Source organism: Halomonas faecis, assembly GCF_010993975.1.
GTDB lineage: Bacteria > Pseudomonadota > Gammaproteobacteria > Pseudomonadales > Halomonadaceae > Halomonas > Halomonas faecis.
The window spans coordinates 291,025-311,259 of the sequence record NZ_JAACZO010000022.1; the positions used below are offsets into that span (position 1 = coordinate 291,025).

Here is a 20,235-nt window from a genome sequence, read left to right on the forward strand (position 1 = left end):
CCTTCGTTAACCGGCTAATCAATCCATTGTGCCACAGCTCATGGCAGCAGCGGATCGCCCAACCCAAAGCGCAGCGGCTTACCCGCCACGTTCATTTCGATCCGCAGCACGGTGCCTGTCGTCGACTCCGTCATGTACAACGTCTTCCGGTCTTCGCCTCCGAAGGCAAGATTGGTCAGGGTCCGGCCCTGGGTCGGCGACCGTAACCTCCAGATCGGCTCACCGTGCCGATCGAATACCCACACGCAACCATTGCCCGCATCGCAGACATAGAGATTGCCTGCTTCGTCCAGCGCCAGACCATCGGCACCGGATACCCCGCCCGCAAGCGCTACGAACAACCCGACCTTGCCCGCCGGTCCGTCCTCCTTGAGCGGCAGTCGCCATACCCCATTGCCTCGGGTCATGGCAACGAACAGCGCCTTTTCGTCGAGGTCACAGACGAGGCCATTGGGGCTAATGCCGTTGTTCAACAGGCATTCCAAACGTCCTGTCTCGACATCGGCGCGATAGACACGGCCAGAGGGATCCTGCAAGCCGGTCTGCCCCTGGTCGGTGAAGTAAAGTCGCCCGCGACTGTCGAAGAACAGGTCGTTGATGCCCTTGAAGCTCTCGCTGCCCACATGGGTAATGATGGGTTCTGGCTCGCCGCCGGCCGGGTCGAGAGCAAGGATGCCGAGACGATAATCGGCGATCCATAACCGGCCGTCGGGACCGAACTTCATGCCGTTGGGCCAGCCATCGTAGTGGCTGATCGCCAACCACTCGCCGCCTGCTGTCACTCGCAGAATGCGGCCATGCGGGATATCGGTGAGGTAAAGGTTTCCCGCCCTGTCGAAGACCGGCCCTTCGAGAAAGCTGGGCACCGACTGCCCTGGCTTGTTGGCATCGATCCAGCCAGAGCGCGCCTCGTGCAAGCGCAGCGAGTCGGGCACCTCACTGAAGACTTCGCACCAGCGCGTTTCGGGAGGCGGATACAAGCTCATGACGCCCTTCCTTTGGTTTTTGCCGTAAGTGAGCCGATAGCCGGCGTACGCCGCGCATTGAGCATCAATCCAACGATCGTCACACAGGCAATCGTCGATACCAGTATCCCCTGAGTGAGAGCCACTACACCGGCTACGGCAATCGCCAGACGCTCGACGAGCTTGAGCGGACGGCGAAAGAAACCGACATTGGCGGCACTGATCCCCACAGTGGCGACGATCATCAGCAGTACAGTGACTGCGACTCCCGGCAAGGTGTCGACCGACAGTTCCTGGAGATTGATTTCCGGGTGATAGACCCAGGCGAACGGCAGCAGAAACGCCACTACCGACAGTCGCAGTGCGCTCAGGGCGATACCCAGGGTACGTTCGCCGGTGATCGCAGCGGCGGCGAATACCGCCAGGGCCACCGGCGGCGTGATGGCGGAGAGCACAGCGTAATAGAAGACGAACAGATGAGTCTGCAGCAGTCCGATTCCCAACTCGAGAATGGCCGGTCCGGCCACGAAGATCACCATCAGATAGGAGGCGGCGGTCGGCAGCCCCATTCCCAGCAGGATCGAACAGAAAGCCGCCAGAATCAGCGCCAGTAACAAATTGTCCTCGCCGAGCCCGACGATGGCCTGATTCAGGGTAACGCCCAGGCCAGTCACGCTCACCGCTCCGATGACGATACCGATCGCGGCACACGAAACCAGCACCGCCAGGCCGTCGCGGCCACCATCGACCAGCACGTCGCGAACCCCGGTCAGCGACAACCGTGTCCCCGGCAGCAACATGGCAACGACCAGCACCACGGCGGCGGCGCTCATCCCGCACCAGGTTGGGGAATAGCCGACCAGCAGCAAGCCGATCAAGGTCACGAACCCCGACAACAGCACCAGTCCCTGAGACATCCGTTGCCTGTCGAAGGGGTCGTCGTCGGTTTCTTCGGGAGCGAGCCCCAGGCGCCCCGCTTCGAATGCCACGGCAGCCGAGAGAGCCAGCAAATAGAGGAAGGCCGGCACGATCGCCGCCAGCAGAATGCTGGGGTAGGGAATGCCGGTGATCTCGGCCATGATGAAAGCCCCCACGCCCATGATCGGCGGCAGCAACTGCCCCGAGCAGGACGCCACGGCTTCCACGGCGCCGGCGAAACGGCCGTGATAGCCGGCACGCTTCATCATCGGAATGGTCAGCACACCGGTAGACATGACGTTCGCCGGTGCCGAACCGTTGATCGATCCGAACATGGCCGAGCCCAGAATCGCTGCCTGCGCCGCTCCGGAACGCCGTCCATGTGCCAGGCGCAAGGACAGGAAGTTGAAGAAATCTCCTGCCCCGGTATGGCGCAATGCCGCTCCGAGGATCACGAACATCAGCACCACGTCGACCACGGCTCCCAGCGCAATGCCGTAGATGCCTTGATAGCTGTAGCTGACCTCGAATACCTCATCGAGATACAGTCCCCGGTGCCCCAGCGCCCCCGGCAGCCACTCACCGAACAGCAGGTAGAGAATGGCGCCACCGCTGATCGCCACCAGCGCCCACCCTTCTACACGTCGAGCGCCTTCGAGCACCAGCAGGGTACCGACGACATAGCAGAGCATGTCCTGGGTATTGGGCAATCCTTCACGAAAAGCCGCAATATTGGCGTACTCCCTGAGATAGTAACCACTGCTGGCCAACGTCAGGGCGATCAGCAACCACGAAATGCCCTGGTCGACGGCCGGGAGACGCCGTGCCACAGGGCCTGGCTTGAGGGCAAAGGTCGCTATCAATCCCAGCATCAGGCTAACGCCATACATGACCTGAGAGGGATAGCGCACTGCCACCGTGGTCCACAGGATGAACAGCGTCAGCGCTGCGCAGGCCACGAGCCCAAGGCCCCGCAAAGCGGGGCTCGGGCGCCAGGTCGGCTGATTGACGATTGAAGACGTCATACGGATCTCCGAGGCCTGCCGCGGCCGTTACTCTATCAACCCGATTTCACGGAAATAGCGTTCCGCACCAGGATGCAAATCGGTGGTTAGGCCGGTAACCGCCTCATCCCTGCGCAGCAGAGAGAGTGCACTGCTGGTCTGCTTGATGGAGTCGAGGTTGTCCCACAGTGCACGGGTCAACGCGTAGGCGGCATCCTCGTCCATGTCGGCACGAACCGCGAACATGAACGGGAAACTCCAGAATTGGGTATCGCCATCGGCCTCGACCCGCCCTTGATAAGCCTCTTCGATTTCCTCGGCCGGGACGTTCTTCAGCAGATAATGCTCACCGGCGGTCATATACTCGCGGAACGCATCCATCTTGTCCTCGGCGGGAGAGATGAAACGCAGGTCCATGGTACGCGAGGCATTGTCGATCGCCGCCTGAGGCAGACCGCCCCACACGAAGGTGCCATCGAGGCGATTGTTGCTCATCTGAGTGAAGGCATCGCTGTAATCGATGAACTGGGTATCGACATCCTCATCGGGCGTCAGGCCATAGGCTTCGAGAAAGGCGCTGCTGACGCGCCCGGCATTCCCGCCCGGGCGGCCGATGGCGATGCTCTTGCCGGCGAGATCCTCGAAGGTCTCGATACCGCTGTCTTCGCGTACCACGTACTGGCCGGCGCTGGTACTGATCGCAAACAGTGCATTGAGATCATCATAGGATTCCCGCAATCGTTCGGGATCTTCAGCGAAATTGCCGCTGCCGTTGACCGCATCCAGGTAGTGGGGGGCGCCGATGACCGAGATATCGACGCGTTCGGATGCCAGCATGCGCAAGCCACGCACGGTGCCATTGTCCACCACGGTCAGTTGGTGATCGGCGTCTTCCCGCGCCAACAAACTGGACCAGGCCACCGCCAGTGCATAATCGTCCGAAGTCTGGGACACGGCACTGATCACGAAATCGTCGGCCTGAGCGCTGGCCATGGAAAGCCCCGTGGCTGCCAGACCGGTGGCAAGCATGCGAGTGAAGGTCTTGGTTTGCATGATGTGCTCTCTCTTTTGCGGCTGTTGTGGTTGTCGTCGTGCTGTCACGACTCGGCTGTTGAAGGTGGAACTTCCCGCGGCGGATGGCCACGGTAGTCCCATAGCCAGCCCTTGGGCATCGGCCCCTTGTTGCGCCCACCCTGGCACTGCTGTTCCCAGGCATGGGCGAGAATGCCCACGCTGCGGGAAAGACAGAAAAGTCCTCGCGCCAGTGGCGCTGGAAATCCGAGTTCGGCGTAGATCACGGCAGTGGCACCGTCGATGTTCAGAGGAATCGGCTTGCCCTTGTCCACCCGCAACTGGCGTTCGATCTCGCGCGCGATCCGGGCATGACGACCGTTCACTTCACCTCGCCCAGCGGCCTCATCCACCAGGGCAAGAAGACGCGGCGCCCGCGGATCGACCGGATGAAAACGATGCCCGAAACCCGGCACGATCTTGCCATGGCGTTCCCGCCATTCATCCAATTCCTGCCGAGTGGCATCCTCCAGCGCACTGCCCGTCTCGAGTCGTCCAGCAATCATCTGGTAGAGCCCCACCGCCTGCTCGCCGGCACCGCCGTGGATGTCATCGAGCACGTTGACCGCCGACGCCATGGCGTTGTTGAGACTACCGCCACAGGTCATGGCCATGCGGGCAATGGCAATGCTCGGCGCTTGAGGGCCGTGATCCACCGCCCCAACCAGCGTGGCCTCCAGCAGTCGAGCCTGGGTTTTCCTGGGCAGCTCGCCGCGTGTCATCAGCCAGACCATCTCCACGAAGCCGATACGACCGATCAGCTCTTCGATGGGATAACCCCGGTAACGGATCTCGCCGGGGCGCATGTCGATGATCTCGGTCTGCCACCAGTCGGCGGCCCTGGCGTCGAGCGCTTGAGCGTCTGGCATCATTTATCTCCGGTCTCTCGGTCACACACGGGAGCCGCCTTGGCTGTCTGCAGCAAGGCGTCGTTATCGGCTCCCAAACGGGGTGGCGGAGTCATCACGCGCGGGGCCTGGCCATCGATGCGATAACCGCCGCTGACGATTTCCAGCGGGCGACCGAGGCCACTGTCGTCGAAGCGTTCGATCAGGCCACGATCACGCACCTGGGGATGGTCGAGCGCCTCGGCTACGCTATACACTGGCCCAGCCGGCACTCCGGCAGCCACCAGCGCCTCCCACCAATGTTCGGTGGTATCGTGTTCCAGTGCCGATTCGATCAGCTCGGCCAAGGTGCGACGATGCAGGAGACGCTCCTGACGTTCGCAGAAGCGCGAATCCGATATCCACTCCGCATGCCCGACCACGCGACACAACGCTTCGAATTGCTCCTGCTTGTTGGCCGCGATGTTGAGCAGGCCATCGGCGGTGCGGAAGGTTCCGGAAGGACTGGCGGTGACGTTGTCGTTGCCCAATGGACCCGGAGCGCGACCGGCAACCAGCAGGTTCGATACGGCCCAGCCCATGGTCGAGAGCACCGACTCGAGCATCGAGACATCGATGAAATGCGCCTGGCGCTGCTTCTCGGCGAGGGCAGCATTGATCGCCATGGCCGCCGTCAAGCCACCGATGGTATCCGCCAGGGGATAGCCGACCCGATAAGGAGCATTGTCAGGGGCGCCGGTGATGCTCATCACCCCGGACATGCCCTGGATGATCTGATCGTAGGCGGGAAAGTTGGCCAGCGGACCGTCCTGGCCGAATCCAGAGATGGCGCAATAGATCAGGCGATCATTGACCCTTTTGAGACACTCGAAATCCAGACCCAGACGTTGCATGACGCCGGGGCGAAAGTTTTCCACCAAGACGTCGGCGCTGGCGACCAGATCGAGAAACCGTGTTCTATCCTCTTCCAACTTGAAATCCAGCGTCACCGAGCGTTTACCGGCGTTTTGCGCCAGGAACGAGACTCCCATCAGCTCACGGTTCAGCTCGGCATCGGCACCGAGTTGGCGCGCCAGGTCACCGCCTTGCGGTCGCTCCACCTTGATCACCTCGGCACCGAGATGCGCCAACTGGTGACAACAGAAGGGGCCCGCCAACACATTGGTCAAATCCAATACGCGGACACCAGCGAGTGGCATGGACATCTTATTCCCTCTAACAGAACGCGTTTCGATAGAGGGAATATAAAGCAACAATTCTGCTTTTTGCAACGCGTTCTATCTGGCGATATACTAAAGTCTCATCAGGAGGAGAGAATGCGATGGCGGAGCAACGCGTGGAATCCGTGGAACGCGCCTTGACCCTGCTCAATGTCTTCCGCCCCGGCAAGGAGACTTGGAGTCTTGCCGAACTGGCCAATGAAACCGGCTTCTACAAGAGCACCATCCTGCGCCTGATGGGCTCGCTGGAACGGTTCGCTTACGTGCAGCGCGACCGGGACGGTATCTATCGCCTGGGTCCGGCCCCGCTGCGGCTGGCCAGCCTCGGACGTCACAGCATCGACATGGAAGCCCTGGTCAGGCCGGTGCTGGAGAGCTTGCGAGACCTCACTCGTGAAACGGCATCCTTCTATATCCGTGACGGTGACGAGCGAGTATGCCTGTACCGCGCAAACGGTCGTCATGAGGTTCGCCATCACCTGGAGGAAGGGGCGCGACTGGCTCTCGGACAGGGCGCGGCTGGACGCGCACTCGCTCAAGCCCCCCCCCGACGTGGTGAGATATTCCAATCCTTTGGGGATCGAGAACCTAGCCTGGCCGCAGTTGCCGTTCCGGTCATCGACTCCCAAGGCAAGCGACACGGCGCCCTGGCGGTTTCGGGATTGATTGATCGGTTCAGTGGTGAGGCATGCAAACGCTACGGGGAAATATTGCAAGAACTGGCCCAGCAACTGGAACGCAAGCTGGGTTAGCCGTCCATCCTCCTCTCGACCGGTGCCGCCATGCCATGCGTGGAGTATCATGCAGTCGATACGTCACCCGCTCTACGAGAACGATCCATGCCGCGCCTCGACCAATTGCTCGTCGCCCAGGGCCTGGCCCGCTCGCGCACCCGCGCCCAGCGGCTGATCCGCCACGGCCGGGTCAGCCTGGCCGACACGGGCCGGGTGCTCGCCAAGCCCGGCGAGAGGCTTCCCGAGGAGGCGGCGCTCAGCGTGGCGGTGGACCCGGAGGAGCGCTACGTCTCACGCGCCGGGCTCAAGCTCGAGGCGCTGATCGAGGCCCTTGACCTCGACCTCGCCGGCCAACTGGTGCTGGACGTCGGCCAGTCCACCGGCGGCTTCACCGACTGCGCCCTGCGCGCCGGGGCCCGCCACGTGATCGGCGTGGAGGTGGGCCACGACCAGCTCGACGCCGAGCTACGCACTGACCCGCGAGTCACCTGCCTGGAGGGGCTCAATGCCCGGTCCATGAGCATTGATCCGCACCTGCGCGAAGCGCTGACGGCCCAACACGCCGACGGGCCCGATCTCGCCGTGATGGACGTCTCCTTCATCTCCCAGACGCTGATTCTGCCCGAGCTCGCGGCCTTGCTGCCGCCCGGCGGCGCGCTGGCGAGTCTGGTCAAGCCACAGTTCGAGGTGGGGCCGGAAGGCGTCAACGCCCGTGGGTTGGTCATCGATCCCGCCCGCTACGCCGAGGTTGAGGCGCGCATCCGCGCCGACTGCGCGGAGCACGGCCTGGAAATCCGCCACTGGCAGGAGAGTCCGCTGCGCGGTGGCGATGGTAACCGCGAGTTTCTGCTGCACGCCGTGAGAGGGCGCTGACAAACGACTGCGCTCGTAACGCGTGTAAAGCGCCCTCTGAACTTATCGGCGCCCTCCGCCCCTGTACCCGCTTTCCGACGCAATCAACGCCCCGCATCCCCCGCATCGATGTCGCCGGGATCGCCCTTGGCGCCGGGCGGTGGATGGGCCGGATCGATCACCTGCCCGCTGGGCGAGCTTTTCACGCGCTTGGCCGTACCGTCGGCTCTGTGCAGCCAGACGTCGAGCTGGTTGAAGGCGATGTCGATGCCATGCTCGGCGAACAGCTCGCCCACCCGGCAGTTGATCTCGTCGGTGGCGAAGAGTCGGTCGCCGAGGCTGTTGACGAAGATGCGTAGCTCGAAGTCCAGGGTGCTCTCCCCGTAGCTCATGAAGAATACCTGCGGCTCCGGGTCGCCGAGCACCCGCGGGTTCTCGTCGGCGGCCTCACGCAACAGACGATGCACCAGGCGATGATCGGAACCGTAGGCCACGCCGTAGTTGAGCACCACGCGGGTGATGGTGTCCGACAGCGACCAATTGATCAGTTGGTCGGTGACGAAGGTCTTGTTGGGGATGATAATCTCCTTGCGGTCGAAGTCGGTCACCGTGGTGGCGCGGATGCGGATCTTGCTCACCGTACCGGTGAGGTTGCCGAGCGTGATGGTGTCGCCGATACGCACCGGCCGCTCGAAAAGGATGATCAGCCCCGAAACGAAGTTGGCGAATATCTCCTGCAGGCCGAAGCCCAGCCCCACGCCGAGTGCCGCCACCAGCCACTGCAGCTGGCTCCAGGCCACGCCCAGGGTGGCCAGCGCCGTGACCACCCCGCTGCCGACGATGGCATAGGAGAGCAGCGAAGTAATGGCGTAGGCGCTGCCCTGCTTGAGTTCGAGACGCGACAGCACGCTCACTTCGAGCAGACCCGGCAGGTTGCGCGCCATCATCAGCGTTAGCAACACGACCAGCAGCGCCGTGAAGAGGTCGGCCACCGAGAGCATGCTGTCGATCACCTCGGGCCCCTCTCCCGGTGCGGGTTCGAGCAGGGTGACCTGCTCGAGGTAGCCCAGCACCGCCAATAGGTCGGACCACACCAGATAGAGCACCACGAAAAAACCGATCATCAGGATCAGTTTCGACAGCCGCAGCGACTGCTGATTGACCTGTTCCATGTCCAGCGGCGGTTCCTCGACCACTTCCAGGCCCCCTTCTGCTCCTTCCTGTACCTGGGCACGCCGCCTCGCCAGCGCACGGCGGTAGGCCAGGCGCCGCGCCGCCACGGCCAGCCCGCGCACCACCGACGCCTCCACCAGAATCCACAGTGCCAGCAGATAGAGCGTGATGACGAAGCGCCCGACCAGGCTGAGGGCGGTGTACTCGTAGCCATAGGCGATCAGTCCAGCCAGCACCAGAGGCACTGCCGCCATGGCAAGCCCGAGCACCAATCGGAACAGCTTGACGCCGAAGAAGGGCGTATGGGCGAGGATCAACTTGGCCAGCACCACGCTCAGTGCAACGAGGCCGAGGAACAGCAGCCCAAGCGCCACGGGTCGTTGGGAGAGTTCGATCTCGGCCCCACGCGACAACGGCGCGATGAGCAGCACCGGCACCAGCGCCATTGCCAGCCACAGTAGCCACCGACGCAGGGCGGCCGCATAGCCGGCCGGCCAGTAGAAGTGCCGTGTCGCCACGCCGTCGGCCACCAGCAAACGACGCGCCCAGGCGATCACCGCCCAGGCCAAGGCAAGGTGCAACAGCGCTTCGCCGATTCCGGTTGCCAGCCCCTGGCCGCCCAACAGCAGTCCAACCCCTGCCGCCAGCAGGCCGAGCGGACCGGGCAGTGCCAGTAGCGCATTGAGGACGATCGCCTGAGGCGTATGCCCCTGGGAGTCGCGCTTGAGGTGTCCGACCTCCTGATGCAGCCGGGCCAGCCGACGCTGGATGCGGCCCCGACTGAACGCCAGAAGCACCGCCAACAGCAGGGCAGGCAATCCCGCCAGGCCACCGGCATCGGGCACTCGCCAGTGGGCGGGAAGTACGCCACGCCACTCACCCTCGCGCCACTCCAGCAGGAGCTTGTCAGGCAGGCTGCGCAGCCAGGCGAGATCCAGGGGCCTCGCATTGGCGATCCAGAACAGCTGCTCGTCGATGGTGGTACGCAGCTCACGACTCGTGTCCAGCAACTGTTGCTGGTTGAGCTGCAAGTCGATGGCGGCGCTGAGCATTTCGCCATACGCCTGCTCGAGTTGATCCACCAGCTCGCGGCGCCCTTGATACAGCGTCAGCAGGGATTCGATCAGCACCGGCGAGGCTTCGGCATCGGCCTCCTCCAGCCGCTGCCGGGCCAGCTGTTCGCCCTCGCGCAGCCGATCGCGCTGACGGCCGAGCTCGAACTGCTTGAGCCGCAAATCGGCGATCTCGTCTTGCAGCTCGCTGCGCACCTCCACCCGGGGCAAAGACTGGCGCTGCTCACGCAAAATGCGAGACAGCAGGATACTGCCGCGAATGGCTTCGATCTGCTCGTTGAGACTGCGTTGCAGCTGACGCACCCGCTCGAGCTGACGGCGTATCTCGAGCCCCTCACGCATCATGCGATTGCCCCGTTCGGTGGCCTGCAACAGGTCGAGGCTCATGTCGCGATTGATTTCCTGGGCGCGGGCCACCACCGGGTGCCCGACCACGCCGTCTTCGTTGCTCACCGCCTCGGCAATGGCCTGCTCCGACTGCTCACGCTGGCGCCGGTCGATGATTCCTTGCAGCAGCGTCAGCCGCGCCTCCTGGCTGGCCACTCGCCGTTCCAGCAGGTTGCGGTGCTCCTGATCCAGCTCGCGCACACGCGTGTTGGTCGCCAGTTCCCGCTGATGCAACTGCAACATCTGCTCGGCGAGCTCGCGCTCGATGCGCAGGCGCACACGCCGCGGGTCGTCTTCGGCCACCTGGCTCTCGCCCAATTCCGCCAATCGACGACGCACCTCATCCTGGCGCTGCATGGCCTTGCTGATCGCCTGCTGAGCGCGTTCCGGCAGCGTTTGTGCGTTGAGTAGCCGCGACGAGACGTTCGCCAACTTGTCCTGAAGCCGCGACAGTTCGGCACGGGCCTCCTCGCGACGGGACTGCAGCTCCTCCAGAGAGAGCGACTCCAGTTCCTCTACCGTCTCATCCTGCGAACTTTGCTCCATGCTGCGCAGCTCCTGCTGCAGCCGCTGCAGTTCGTCGGGTGCCTCACGGACTCGCGTCTCCAACTGCTCGCGCTGTTCGCGCACTGCCTCAAGACGATCCAGGGCTTCCAGTGCCGCCTGCAGGGCATCGATGTCGGCCTGGGTCGCTTCGCTCGGCGTTTCGCCCTCTTCCGGCTCAAGTGACTCGAGGCGCGATGTCAGGGAGTCACGGGAGGGCAATTCCTGGGCCAGTACTCCGGTAGCGGGAACGAGCCCGGCAAGGACGACGAGCGACACTACGAGAAGCCACAACGAGGGCAAATGGCGTAAGATGAGACGAGCGTTCAAACAGGCAACCTCGAGCGGGGATCACGGCACTACGATTCTCGACCCGTTGAGCCGGAGAGGCAATCACCCTTCACCGCACTCGTACGGTTGACTTGACTCACCGGCATGTTAGAACGACATTTTGCCGCACGGAGGCATATGCCATGGCTCTCGCTCGTTCTTACACGCTTGCCGCCGTGATGCTCGTCGCGACCGCTGCCGTGCAAGCCGCTGAAACGCCCCTAGGGAACGAGCGGGCCGAGATCGAGGCCCGCATCGAAGCGCTCAATGCCGAGCTTGCCGAGCTGAACCGTCAGCTGGAGGCCTTGCCCGAGGAAAGCGTGGTTCCCGTGGATCTGGAGGAGCAGGCGGCTCGTGCAGAGGCCGCCCAGCGCCGTCAGCTCGAGGAAGAGTCGACACGCAATCCCCTGGCAATCACCGCCCACCGCCGTAACTACCTGCTGCCCTTCAGCTACAACCGCAATCCGGATACCGACAACTTCGCTGCCGTAGCCAACGGCAGCGACCCCAATGATTTCGAGGTCAAGTACCAGTTCAGCGTCAAGGTGAACATCCTCGAAGATATCTTCGGCAACCAAGGCGACCTGCATTTCGCCTATACCCAACGCAGTTGGTGGCAGGCCTACAATGCCGATGCTTCATCGCCGTTTCGCGAAACCAACTACGAACCGGAAATGTTCCTGTCGTTCGACAACGACTGGCGCTTTTTGGGCTGGACCAATGCCAACAACCGCATCGCCTTCAATCACCAGTCGAACGGCCAATCGGGCGATCTATCGCGCAGTTGGAATCGCCTCTATCTGGAAAGCGTGTTCCTGCGCGGCGACTGGGCGATCAGCATCGCTCCGCACTGGCGAGTGCCCGAATCGACGGAAGATGACGACAACCCCGACATCCACCGCTACATGGGATATGGAGACATCACGGTGGCGCGCCGCTTCGCGGACGACGCCGAAGCCAGCTTGATGGTGCGCGGCAACCCCGAGGCCGGCAACATGGGGGCCCAGGCCGACTATTCATGGCCCCTGTTCGGCAACATCCGCGGCTATGTGCAGTATTACCACGGGTATGGGGAGAGCCTCATCGACTACGACCAACGCAACCAGCGCCTGAGCCTCGGCTTCAGTCTCAACCCGCTGTTCTCGGGCAGCCGCTCGGTGCGGTGAGGTCGATTGAACTCGTTATGGCGGCTGCTATGCTGAGGACGTCATTCATCGTCACAGGAAGACTGTCATGGCATCACGTACCCCCAACACCGACGCGACCACCCAGCAGTTGAAGGACGATCTGCATCACCTCTCGCGTACCGTCGAGGAGCTGGTCAGCGCCACCGCCGACGATTCGCGCAGCAACATCAAGGAGTTGCGCGAGCGAGCCGAGAAACGTCTCAAGGATACTCGCGAGCGACTCGAAGCTCGTGGCGAGCGCTTTTACGGCGAGGCCCGCGATACCGTCACCCACCAGGCCGACGCCTGCGACCGTTACGTTCACGAAAATCCCTGGACCAGCATCGGCATCGGCGCTGCCGTGGGCATGGTCATCGGTATGCTGATCGGGCGGCGCTGATGGCAGCCAGCCAAGGACCGGCACAACGGCTGTTCGAAGCCGCCAAACGGCTGCTGGGCAGCCTCATCGCCGCCGGCGAGACGCGTCTGCGCCTCGCCGTCCTCGAACTCGAGGAAGAGCGAGCCCGTCTGGTCACCCTCCTGCTACTCATCGGGGCGAGTCTGGTCATGCTGCTACTCGGCTTGGCCGTACTCGCCCTGCTGGTGGCGGTGATATTCTGGGACAGCCACCGCCTGGCGGCGATGGGCATCAGTGCCGGCGTGCTGCTGGGCGGCAGCCTGCTCCTGGCCCTGCTGGCACGCTACCAGGCTCGCCGCCACACATTGCTCAAAAGCACCTTGACCCAGCTCGCCACCGACCGAGAACTGGCGGAGAGACGCCGTGACGACACGCCTTCCCGCTGAGGCCTCTTCCCGACACCCGACACCTGACCGTGCCGCACGCAAGGCCCAGCTCATCGCCACCATCGAGCAGCAGCGCATCGATATCCTGGTGGATGCCCATCGCTGGCGCGAGGCCAGCCGCCCTCTGGACGACGGCTGGCATCACCTGATGCGCTTCAAGACGGCCTTCATCGCGGCGGGTGGCGTGGCGCTGTACCAGGGAACCCGGCATCCGCACTCACTGATCCGGCTGGTACGCCGCGGGCTGGCGGGCGTGCTGCTGGTCAACCGCGCACGACGCCTGCTTCGACTCGTACGCTGATCATCCAGGAGGCCGCCCATGCCGCTTGCCATCGCGCTGCACCTGACCGCTGCCGTCATCTGGGTGGGCGGCATGTTCCTGGCCTGGATGATCCTGCGACCGGTCGCGGCCGGGCTGCTCGCCCCGCCCGAGCGTCTGGCGCTGTGGTCACGCGTTTTCCAGCGCTTCTTCCCCTGGGTATGGGCGGCGGTGGCCGTGCTGTTCGGCACTGGACTGTGGATGCTGTTCGCCGTATTCGGCGGCATGGCGAGGGCAGGCTGGCACATCCATCTGATGCTCGCCATCGGCGTGGTGATGACGATGATCTTCGCTTACATCTGGTTCGTACCCTACCCACGCCTGCTTGCCACGGTGCAAGCCGAAGCCTGGCCGGAGGGCGGCAACCATCTGAGCCGCATCCGTCGGCTGATCGGCACCAACCTGATATTGGGACTGGCGACCGTGGTGATCGCCAGCGCCGGCCGCTACCTCTGAGTGGGACTTACACACGACGGCGCTCGGTCTACAGCATCGCTGAGGTCGGCGTTCGCGCCTTGTGGAAAGGCATAGGCACCCACTTCATGCAACGCTCGCCATGGGCCAGCCGCTTCGCCACGAACCGCCGCGTGCGGCGCTGGCCTTCGCTATCGTCGTTGGCCCACACGCCGAGGGTGGCTAGAAACAGGCCGGTCAGCGCCACTTCCTCGGCCTGGGCACGGCGGGTACCGTAGCGTGCCTCGAGCCGTGCCGCTTCGCGCAGCCACTGCACGGTGCGCGACAGGTCGAATGGCAGAGGTAACCAGGTGTGGATGTGTGGTAGGTGAGCCTTGGTGCGCAGCATTTCCAACGTGACGCGACGATGTGCGGCGAAGGTATCGAACCACGCCATCAGGCAGTGCTCGATGCGCACGCGTTCGGGCCAGTCGGCGAAGGTATCCGGTTTCTCGGCGAGCATCGCCCGCCAGCCACGCTGAAACCAGGCATTCGCCACGGCATCCAGGTCGCGGAAAGTTTCTAGCACCACCGACATCGGCAACTCGAGCGCCTGGGCGACCTCGGTCAGGCGCACTGCCTGCCAACCCTGGGTTGTGGCCTGGTGCACTGCCTCGTCGACGATCCTCTCGGCCAGGGATGCCGCCTCGGCACTCGACGCCCGATCAACGGCGATCATGGTCATGGCTTGGTTCTCCCTCGCGTGTGACTCTTCCTGATGAAGAGCATAGACCAGAGAGCTGGCCCAGCTACACGGCATTACCGCAAGCCACCCCACTGGCCCATGCCCACTGGAAGTTGTGGCCGCCCAGTTCGCCGGTGACGTCCAGCACCTCGCCGATGAAGCGCAGCTGTGGCAGTCCATTGACGGCAAAGGTTTTCGACGATAGCTCGCGGGTATCGATCCCGCCCAGGGTCACTTCCGCGGTACGCCAGCCCTCGGTACCGGCCGGCTTGATGCGCCAATCGCTCAGCGCCGCAGCCCAGCTCTGCAGGCGGGCATTGCCGTAATCGGCCAGGGCGCCGTCGTCGTCGTGCCATTCGACCAGCGCCTGCGCCAGGCGCTTGGGAAGCCACTCACCCAGCCAGGAGGAGAGACGACGCCGGGGCATTTCACGCCGCGCCCGGCACAGCGCGTCGAAGACCGCCTCGCCGGGCAGCAGGTCGATGGCCAGGGTGTCACCCGGCTGCCAATGACTGGATATCTGCAGCATTGCCGGACCGGACAAGCCGCGATGGGTGAACAGCAGCGGTTCGCGATAGTGACCCTCGCGACAGCTGACGGCCACCTCGCAGCTGACGCCGGCCAGCGAGGCGACTCGCTCTTTCCAGGGCGAGGAGAGGGTGAACGGCACCAGCGCCGGGCGGGTCTCGGTCACCGGAAGGCCGAACTGCCGGGCAAGATCGTAACCGAAGCCGGAGGCGCCCAGCGTGGGGATGGAGAGTCCCCCGGTGGCCACCACCACGGCCCCGGCCTGGATCCTGCCCAGCGAAGTGACCAGGCGCATGCCATCGCCGAGGGGTTCCACTGCTTCGACGGCGGTCTTCAAGCGCACCTGGACGCCGGCCCAATTGCACTCGGTGAGCAGCAACCCCAGCAGTTCCTTGGCGGAGTGGGCGCAGAAGAGCTGTCCCGGGGCTTTCTCTACGTGCTCCACTCCATGACGCTCCACCAGCTCGACGAAGTGCTCGGGGCGATAGCGCTTCAACGCCGAGATGCAAAAATGTGGGTTGTCGGAGAAGAAGTTGGCCGGCGTGCACGCGAGGTTGGTGAAATTGCACCGACCGCCGCCGGACATCAGAATCTTCTTGCCCGCCTTGTTGGCATGATCCACGACCAATACCCGCCGCCCGGCATGGCCGGCCGTGAGCGCACACATCAGCCCTGCCGCTCCGGCACCAATGATCACCACGTCATACGTCACGCAGCCCATCCCCGCTGTGTCTGAAAGGCGCGCATTGTAGCAGCCCAGCATGGGGAAGCGCGCCGACAGGAAACTGGCCATATATGTACAAAAGTTGTACGTTGAAATGGCTAGGACAACTTGTGCATTCTTGTCACACTTCTCCACGGCATAACCGTTAGGCTGTGAAGATTCCCGACGGACCGGCCATCAACCATCGCACACCGACGACATCGCACCCATGCCACCCGTACTTCACTCTGTGCTACTACGCTGCGCGTTCGGCCTGCTCATGCTGGCCTGTTCCGCTCCCCTCTTGGCGCAACAGCCCACCGCAGTGATCGCCGCTCGGGCTTCACTGATGCCCTGGTCCGACCCGCTGTCGTCGCTGGGCACCTTACGCGCCGATGAAAGCGTGACCCTCTCCGCCACGGTGACCGAAACCGTGCGCGAGCTGAATTTTCAGGATGGTCAGGCTGTGGTGGCCGACCGGCTGCTGGTGCGACTGGCCGACGACGAAGCCCAGGCCAACCTGCGTGCCGCCGAGGCGCAGCGTGACGAAAGGCGCAATGCCGTGAATCGCCTTTCTCAACTGCAGGACCGCAACCTTGCGCCACGCGCCGATGTGGAGGACGCCCGGGCACGATTGCGCCAGATCGAAGCGGAAATACAGGCGCTCGAGGCCCAGCTCGCCGACTACCGCATTCATGCCCCCTTCGACGGCGTAGTGGGCTTTCGCAACGTCAGCGTGGGTACCCTGGTCACCCCTGGCACGGAACTGGTGACCCTGGACAAGTTGGACGTCATGAAACTCGACTTCACGCTGCCCGAGATCGCCCTGGGCCAGATCGCCCCCGGCCTGCCGTTGACGGCCACCAGCGCGGCCTATCCGGACACCATCTTCGAAGGCGAGATCGCCAGCATCGGCACCCGGGTCGACCCGACCAGCCGCAGCGTCACGGTGCGGGCCGAGCTGGACAACCCGGCGCTACGGCTGCGCCCCGGCATGCTCATGAACGTCGAGGTGCTGCGCGAGCCCCGCGAAGCGCTGGTGATTCCCGAATCGGCACTGATCCCGGAGGGTCGCCGCCAATACGTCCTGGTTCTCGACGAGGCCGACCAGTACCGCGTGGCCCGCCGCGAGATCGCCATCGGCGCTCGCCGCGAGGGCGAGGTGGAAGTTCTCGACGGGCTGAGCGCAGACGACCTGGTGGTGGCTCACGGCACTGAGCGAGTCCGCGACGGACAGCCGGCCCGGCTGCTGGGCATCCTCGACGACGACACCAGCGTGCCGGAGCTGCTTCGCCAAGACCGCGAGCGCGATGCCATCAACGACGAGGAGGTGGGCGGCTGATGCGTCTGTCGGACATTTCGGTCCAGCGGCCCGTACTGGCCACGGTGCTGGCCGCACTGATCGTCGCCTTCGGCCTGTTGGCCCTGCAGCGCTTACCGCTGCAGGAGTATCCCACCATCGATCCACCCATCGTCAGCGTGAATACCGAGTACCCGGGCGCATCGGCCAGCATCGTGGAAACCCGCATCACCCAAGTGCTGGAAGACCGCATCGCCGGCGTCTCCGGTATCGAGGCGATTGCGTCGTCCAGCGAGGATGGAGACTCCAGGATCACCATCGAATTCGGCCTGGACCGGGACATCGACTCAGCAGCCAACGACATACGCGACCGTGTTTCGGATGCCATGGGCAACCTTCCCGAAGAAGCCGATCCGCCCGAGGTCGAGAAAGCCGACTCCGGCTCCGATGTGGTGCTGTGGCTCGCGTTGACCGGCGAGGGCTACACCATGGCCGAACTGACCGACTACGCCAACCGCTACCTGGTCGACCGTTTCTCGGTGCAGAACGGCGTGTCGCGGGTCATCATCGGCGGGGGGCGCGACTACGCCATGCGGGTATGGCTGGACGCCGACGCCCTGGCCGCCCGCGAGCTCACCGCCGGCGATGTCGAAGATTCGCTGCGCGCCGAGAACGTCGAACTCCCAGGCGGTTCCATCGAGTCCGACTCACGCCAGTTCATCGTGCGCTTGCCGCGCGGCTTCTCGACCCCCGAGGACTTTCGTCAGTTGGCCCTTGCCGAGGGAGGTGACGGCTATCTCGTGCGACTGGGCGACGTGGCCCGGGTGGAGATCGGCGCCGTGGAAGAGCGCACCATCTTCCGCGGCAACGGCGTGCCCATGGTGGGGCTCGGCATGATGAAGCAGTCCACCGCCAACGTGCTGGAGATCTCCGACGGGGTGCTGGCGGAGATGGAGCGTATCCGGGAAACCCTGCCGGATGGCATGGACCTGCGCCTGAATTACGACTCCTCGGTCTTCGTCTCGGGGGCCATTTCCCAGGTGGTGCAGACGCTGTTCATCGCCATGGGGTTGGTGGTAGTGGCCATTTTCGTCTTTCTCGGCAACCTGCGCACCACGCTGATTCCCGCGGTCACCGTGCCCATCGCCCTGATTGGTGCCTTCGCCGCGCTGGCCCTGATGGGCTTCACCATCAATCTGCTCACCTTGCTCGCCCTGGTGCTCGCCATCGGCCTGATCGTCGATGACGCCATCGTGGTGCTGGAGAACATCCATCGCCGCATGCACGACCACGGCGAAACGCCACTGGTGGCCGCATTCCGCGGCACCCGGCAGATCGCTTTCGCCGTCATCGCCACCACCCTGGTACTGATTGCCGTCTTCGTACCGCTGAGTTTTCTACAGGGCGATATTGGCCGGCTGTTCTCGGAATTCGCCCTGACGCTGGCGGCTTCTGTGGCCATTTCCAGCCTGTTGGCGCTGACGCTGACGCCGATGATGGCCTCCAAGATTCTCCGTTCGAACATGACCGAGGGCCGCCTGGCCCGCACCGTGCAGTGGGCCCTGGAGCATTCGCGTTGCGTGTACCGCCGCCTGCTGGTACGCGTTCTCAAGTTGCGCTGGCTGGTGCTGGCACTGTTCCTGGGAGTCGTTGGCGGCATGGTCTGGCTCAACGAGCAACTGCCCAATGAGTACACGCCCAGCGAGGACCGTGGCAATTTCTGGGTACTGGTCAATGGCCCTCCCGGCGCGACTTACGACTACATGCTCGACTACATGGACGAGATCGAAGCGCGTCTGCTATCGATGACCGACGAGGGCGACATCGAGAAGGTCGTCGTGCGCGCTCCACGCGGCTGGGGCAACATCGAGACCTTCAACAGCGGTTTCGTCATCGTCAACCTGGCCGACTGGGACAGCCGCCGCGACGCCTGGACAATCATGGACGATGTCCGCCAACAGCTCGCCGACCTGCCCGGCGTACGCGCCTTTCCGGTGATGCGGCAGGGATTCGGCGCCAGCGTGGAGAAGCCCGTGCAATTCGTTCTAGGGGGCGGCACCTACGAGGAACTGGCCGAATGGCGCGACACTCTGATCGGCCACGTTCGCGAACACAACCCGCGCATCACCGGCCTGGACAGCGACTACGAAGAGAACCAGCCCCAGCTGCAGGTCGACATCGATTACCGGCGCGCCGCCCAGCTAGGCGTCACCGTCAGCGAGATCGGACGAACGCTGGAAACCCTGCTGGGCGGGCGCATCGTGACGCGCTATGTCGACGACGGCGAGGAGTACGACGTCATTCTCGAAGGCGAACCCGGCGCCCGCCCCAGCCCTGCCAGTCTCGAGAGCCTGCGTGTACGCTCCGAGCGCAGCGGTGAGCTGATACCGCTGGCCAGCCTGGTCTCCATCAGCGACTTTGCCGGACCCAGCACTCTCAACCGCTTCAACCGGCTGCGTGCCATCACCATCCAGGCCGACCTGGCCGATGGCTATGCACTGGGCGAGGCGCTCAGCTACCTGGAAAACACGGTGGCCGAGATACTGCCCGCCGAGGCGCAGACCGACGTGAAGGGCGCCTCCCGGGACTACCGGGAAGCCAGCGGCGCCACCGTCTTTCTTCTCGGGCTGGGCATCCTCGTGGTCTTCCTGGTGCTGGCCGGGCAGTTCGAGAGCTTCGTCCACCCCTTCGTGATCATGCTCACGGTACCGCTGGCGATCTGCGGCGCCCTGCTGGGGCTCTACCTGACGGGACAATCCCTGAACATCTACAGTCAGGTCGGCCTGGTCATGCTGGTGGGTCTGGCCGCCAAGAACGGCATCCTGATCGTGGAGTTCGTCAATCAGCTGCGCGACCAGGGGCATGCCTTCCACGAGGCCCTGGTAGAAGCCGCCGTGACCCGCCTGCGCCCCATCGTCATGACGGCCGTGACCACCATGGCTGGCGCCGTGCCGCTGATCGTCTCCAGCGGCGCCGGCGCCGAGACCCGTCTGGTGATCGGTACGGTGATCCTCTGCGGCCTGGCGGCCGCCACGCTGTTCACCCTATTCGTGGTGCCGGTGGCCTATGATCTGCTGGCCCGCCGCACGAGCTCGCCGGGCGAGGTGGCACGCCGCCTGGAGCGCGAAATGAGCAACGCGCCTGCCGGCCATTGATGGT

17 protein-coding genes are annotated in these 20,235 nt (G+C 64.1%); 9 read left to right on the forward strand and 8 right to left on the reverse strand.

All coding sequences use genetic code 11. The annotated features are described in order from the left end of the window. Window positions 1-38: 38 nt before the first annotated feature. The 5 genes from GFD32_RS11490 to GFD32_RS11510 are packed head-to-tail and all read right to left on the reverse strand — an operon-like array spanning window position 39 to window position 6,011. A complete protein-coding gene (locus GFD32_RS11490; RefSeq protein WP_163576725.1) occupies window positions 39-986 on the reverse strand; it encodes an SMP-30/gluconolactonase/LRE family protein in 948 nt (315 codons plus the stop codon). Continuing rightward, window positions 983-2,908 (reverse strand): TRAP transporter permease, encoded by a 1,926-nt coding sequence (locus tag GFD32_RS11495; protein WP_163576726.1) that lies wholly within the window; start codon window positions 2,906-2,908, stop codon window positions 983-985. The genes GFD32_RS11490 and GFD32_RS11495 overlap by 4 nt, the downstream gene beginning before the upstream one ends. A 27-nt stretch (window positions 2,909-2,935) precedes the next feature. Next, window positions 2,936-3,940 (reverse strand): TAXI family TRAP transporter solute-binding subunit, encoded by a 1,005-nt coding sequence (locus GFD32_RS11500; RefSeq protein ID WP_163576728.1) that lies wholly within the window; start codon window positions 3,938-3,940, stop codon window positions 2,936-2,938. Between the two features lie 44 nt (window positions 3,941-3,984). After that, window positions 3,985-4,827 (reverse strand): citryl-CoA lyase, encoded by an 843-nt coding sequence (locus tag GFD32_RS11505; RefSeq protein ID WP_205599107.1) that lies wholly within the window; start codon window positions 4,825-4,827, stop codon window positions 3,985-3,987. Beyond that, a complete protein-coding gene (locus GFD32_RS11510) occupies window positions 4,827-6,011 on the reverse strand; it encodes a CaiB/BaiF CoA transferase family protein (RefSeq protein ID WP_163576731.1) in 1,185 nt (394 codons plus the stop codon). Before GFD32_RS11510 ends, GFD32_RS11505 begins: the two co-directional genes overlap by 1 nt. A 116-nt stretch (window positions 6,012-6,127) precedes the next feature. Between GFD32_RS11510 and GFD32_RS11515 the strand changes: the two genes are divergently transcribed. Together GFD32_RS11515 and GFD32_RS11520 are read left to right on the forward strand one after the other, a co-directional pair. After that, the gene (locus tag GFD32_RS11515) at window positions 6,128-6,778 is read left to right on the forward strand and encodes an IclR family transcriptional regulator (RefSeq protein WP_163576733.1); all 651 of its coding nucleotides are present in this window, start codon (window positions 6,128-6,130) and stop codon (window positions 6,776-6,778) included. A gap of 87 nt (window positions 6,779-6,865) precedes the next feature. Next, window positions 6,866-7,633: a TlyA family RNA methyltransferase gene (locus tag GFD32_RS11520; protein ID WP_163576735.1), complete on the forward strand. Its 768-nt coding sequence runs from the start codon at window positions 6,866-6,868 to the stop codon at window positions 7,631-7,633. Window positions 7,634-7,716: 83 nt separating this feature from the next. On the opposite strand, the gene mscK is transcribed toward GFD32_RS11520, so the two are convergent. Beyond that, window positions 7,717-11,103, reverse strand: a complete 3,387-nt coding sequence (gene mscK, locus GFD32_RS11525; RefSeq protein ID WP_163576786.1) for a mechanosensitive channel MscK — start codon at window positions 11,101-11,103, stop codon at window positions 7,717-7,719. A gap of 158 nt (window positions 11,104-11,261) precedes the next feature. Here mscK and GFD32_RS11530 point away from each other — a divergent pair, with 158 nt between their 5' ends. From GFD32_RS11530 to GFD32_RS11550, 5 genes are all read left to right on the forward strand, one after another. Then, entirely contained in the window at window positions 11,262-12,284 is a 1,023-nt protein-coding gene (locus GFD32_RS11530) for a phospholipase A (RefSeq protein WP_163576737.1), read from the forward strand. Between the two features lie 67 nt (window positions 12,285-12,351). Beyond that, complete coding sequence (locus tag GFD32_RS11535) at window positions 12,352-12,684, forward strand: DUF883 family protein (RefSeq protein WP_163576739.1); 333 nt, start codon at window positions 12,352-12,354, stop codon at window positions 12,682-12,684. Next, window positions 12,684-13,088, forward strand: a complete 405-nt coding sequence (locus tag GFD32_RS11540) for a phage holin family protein (protein WP_163576741.1) — start codon at window positions 12,684-12,686, stop codon at window positions 13,086-13,088. Before GFD32_RS11535 ends, GFD32_RS11540 begins: the two co-directional genes overlap by 1 nt. Continuing rightward, entirely contained in the window at window positions 13,066-13,389 is a 324-nt protein-coding gene (locus tag GFD32_RS11545; RefSeq protein ID WP_163576743.1) for a YqjK-like family protein, read from the forward strand. The genes GFD32_RS11540 and GFD32_RS11545 overlap by 23 nt, the downstream gene beginning before the upstream one ends. Before the next feature lie 18 nt (window positions 13,390-13,407). Continuing rightward, window positions 13,408-13,863 carry a CopD family protein gene (locus GFD32_RS11550; protein ID WP_163576745.1) on the forward strand — a complete coding sequence of 152 codons (456 nt, stop codon included), beginning with the start codon at window positions 13,408-13,410 and terminating at the stop codon, window positions 13,861-13,863. A 28-nt stretch (window positions 13,864-13,891) separates the two neighbouring features. Here GFD32_RS11550 and GFD32_RS11555 read toward each other — a convergent pair whose 3' ends face one another. Next, the gene (locus GFD32_RS11555; RefSeq protein ID WP_163576747.1) at window positions 13,892-14,545 is read right to left on the reverse strand and encodes a TetR/AcrR family transcriptional regulator; all 654 of its coding nucleotides are present in this window, start codon (window positions 14,543-14,545) and stop codon (window positions 13,892-13,894) included. A 64-nt stretch (window positions 14,546-14,609) separates the two neighbouring features. Beyond that, entirely contained in the window at window positions 14,610-15,785 is a 1,176-nt protein-coding gene (locus tag GFD32_RS11560; protein ID WP_240455617.1) for a BaiN/RdsA family NAD(P)/FAD-dependent oxidoreductase, read from the reverse strand. Window positions 15,786-16,005: 220 nt separating this feature from the next. Here GFD32_RS11560 and GFD32_RS11565 point away from each other — a divergent pair, with 220 nt between their 5' ends. After that, window positions 16,006-17,118, forward strand: a complete 1,113-nt coding sequence (locus tag GFD32_RS11565; protein WP_089682118.1) for an efflux RND transporter periplasmic adaptor subunit — start codon at window positions 16,006-16,008, stop codon at window positions 17,116-17,118. Further along, window positions 17,118-20,231 (forward strand): efflux RND transporter permease subunit, encoded by a 3,114-nt coding sequence (locus GFD32_RS11570; protein ID WP_163576749.1) that lies wholly within the window; start codon window positions 17,118-17,120, stop codon window positions 20,229-20,231. The genes GFD32_RS11565 and GFD32_RS11570 overlap by 1 nt, the downstream gene beginning before the upstream one ends. The last annotated feature ends 4 nt before the right edge of the window (window positions 20,232-20,235 follow it).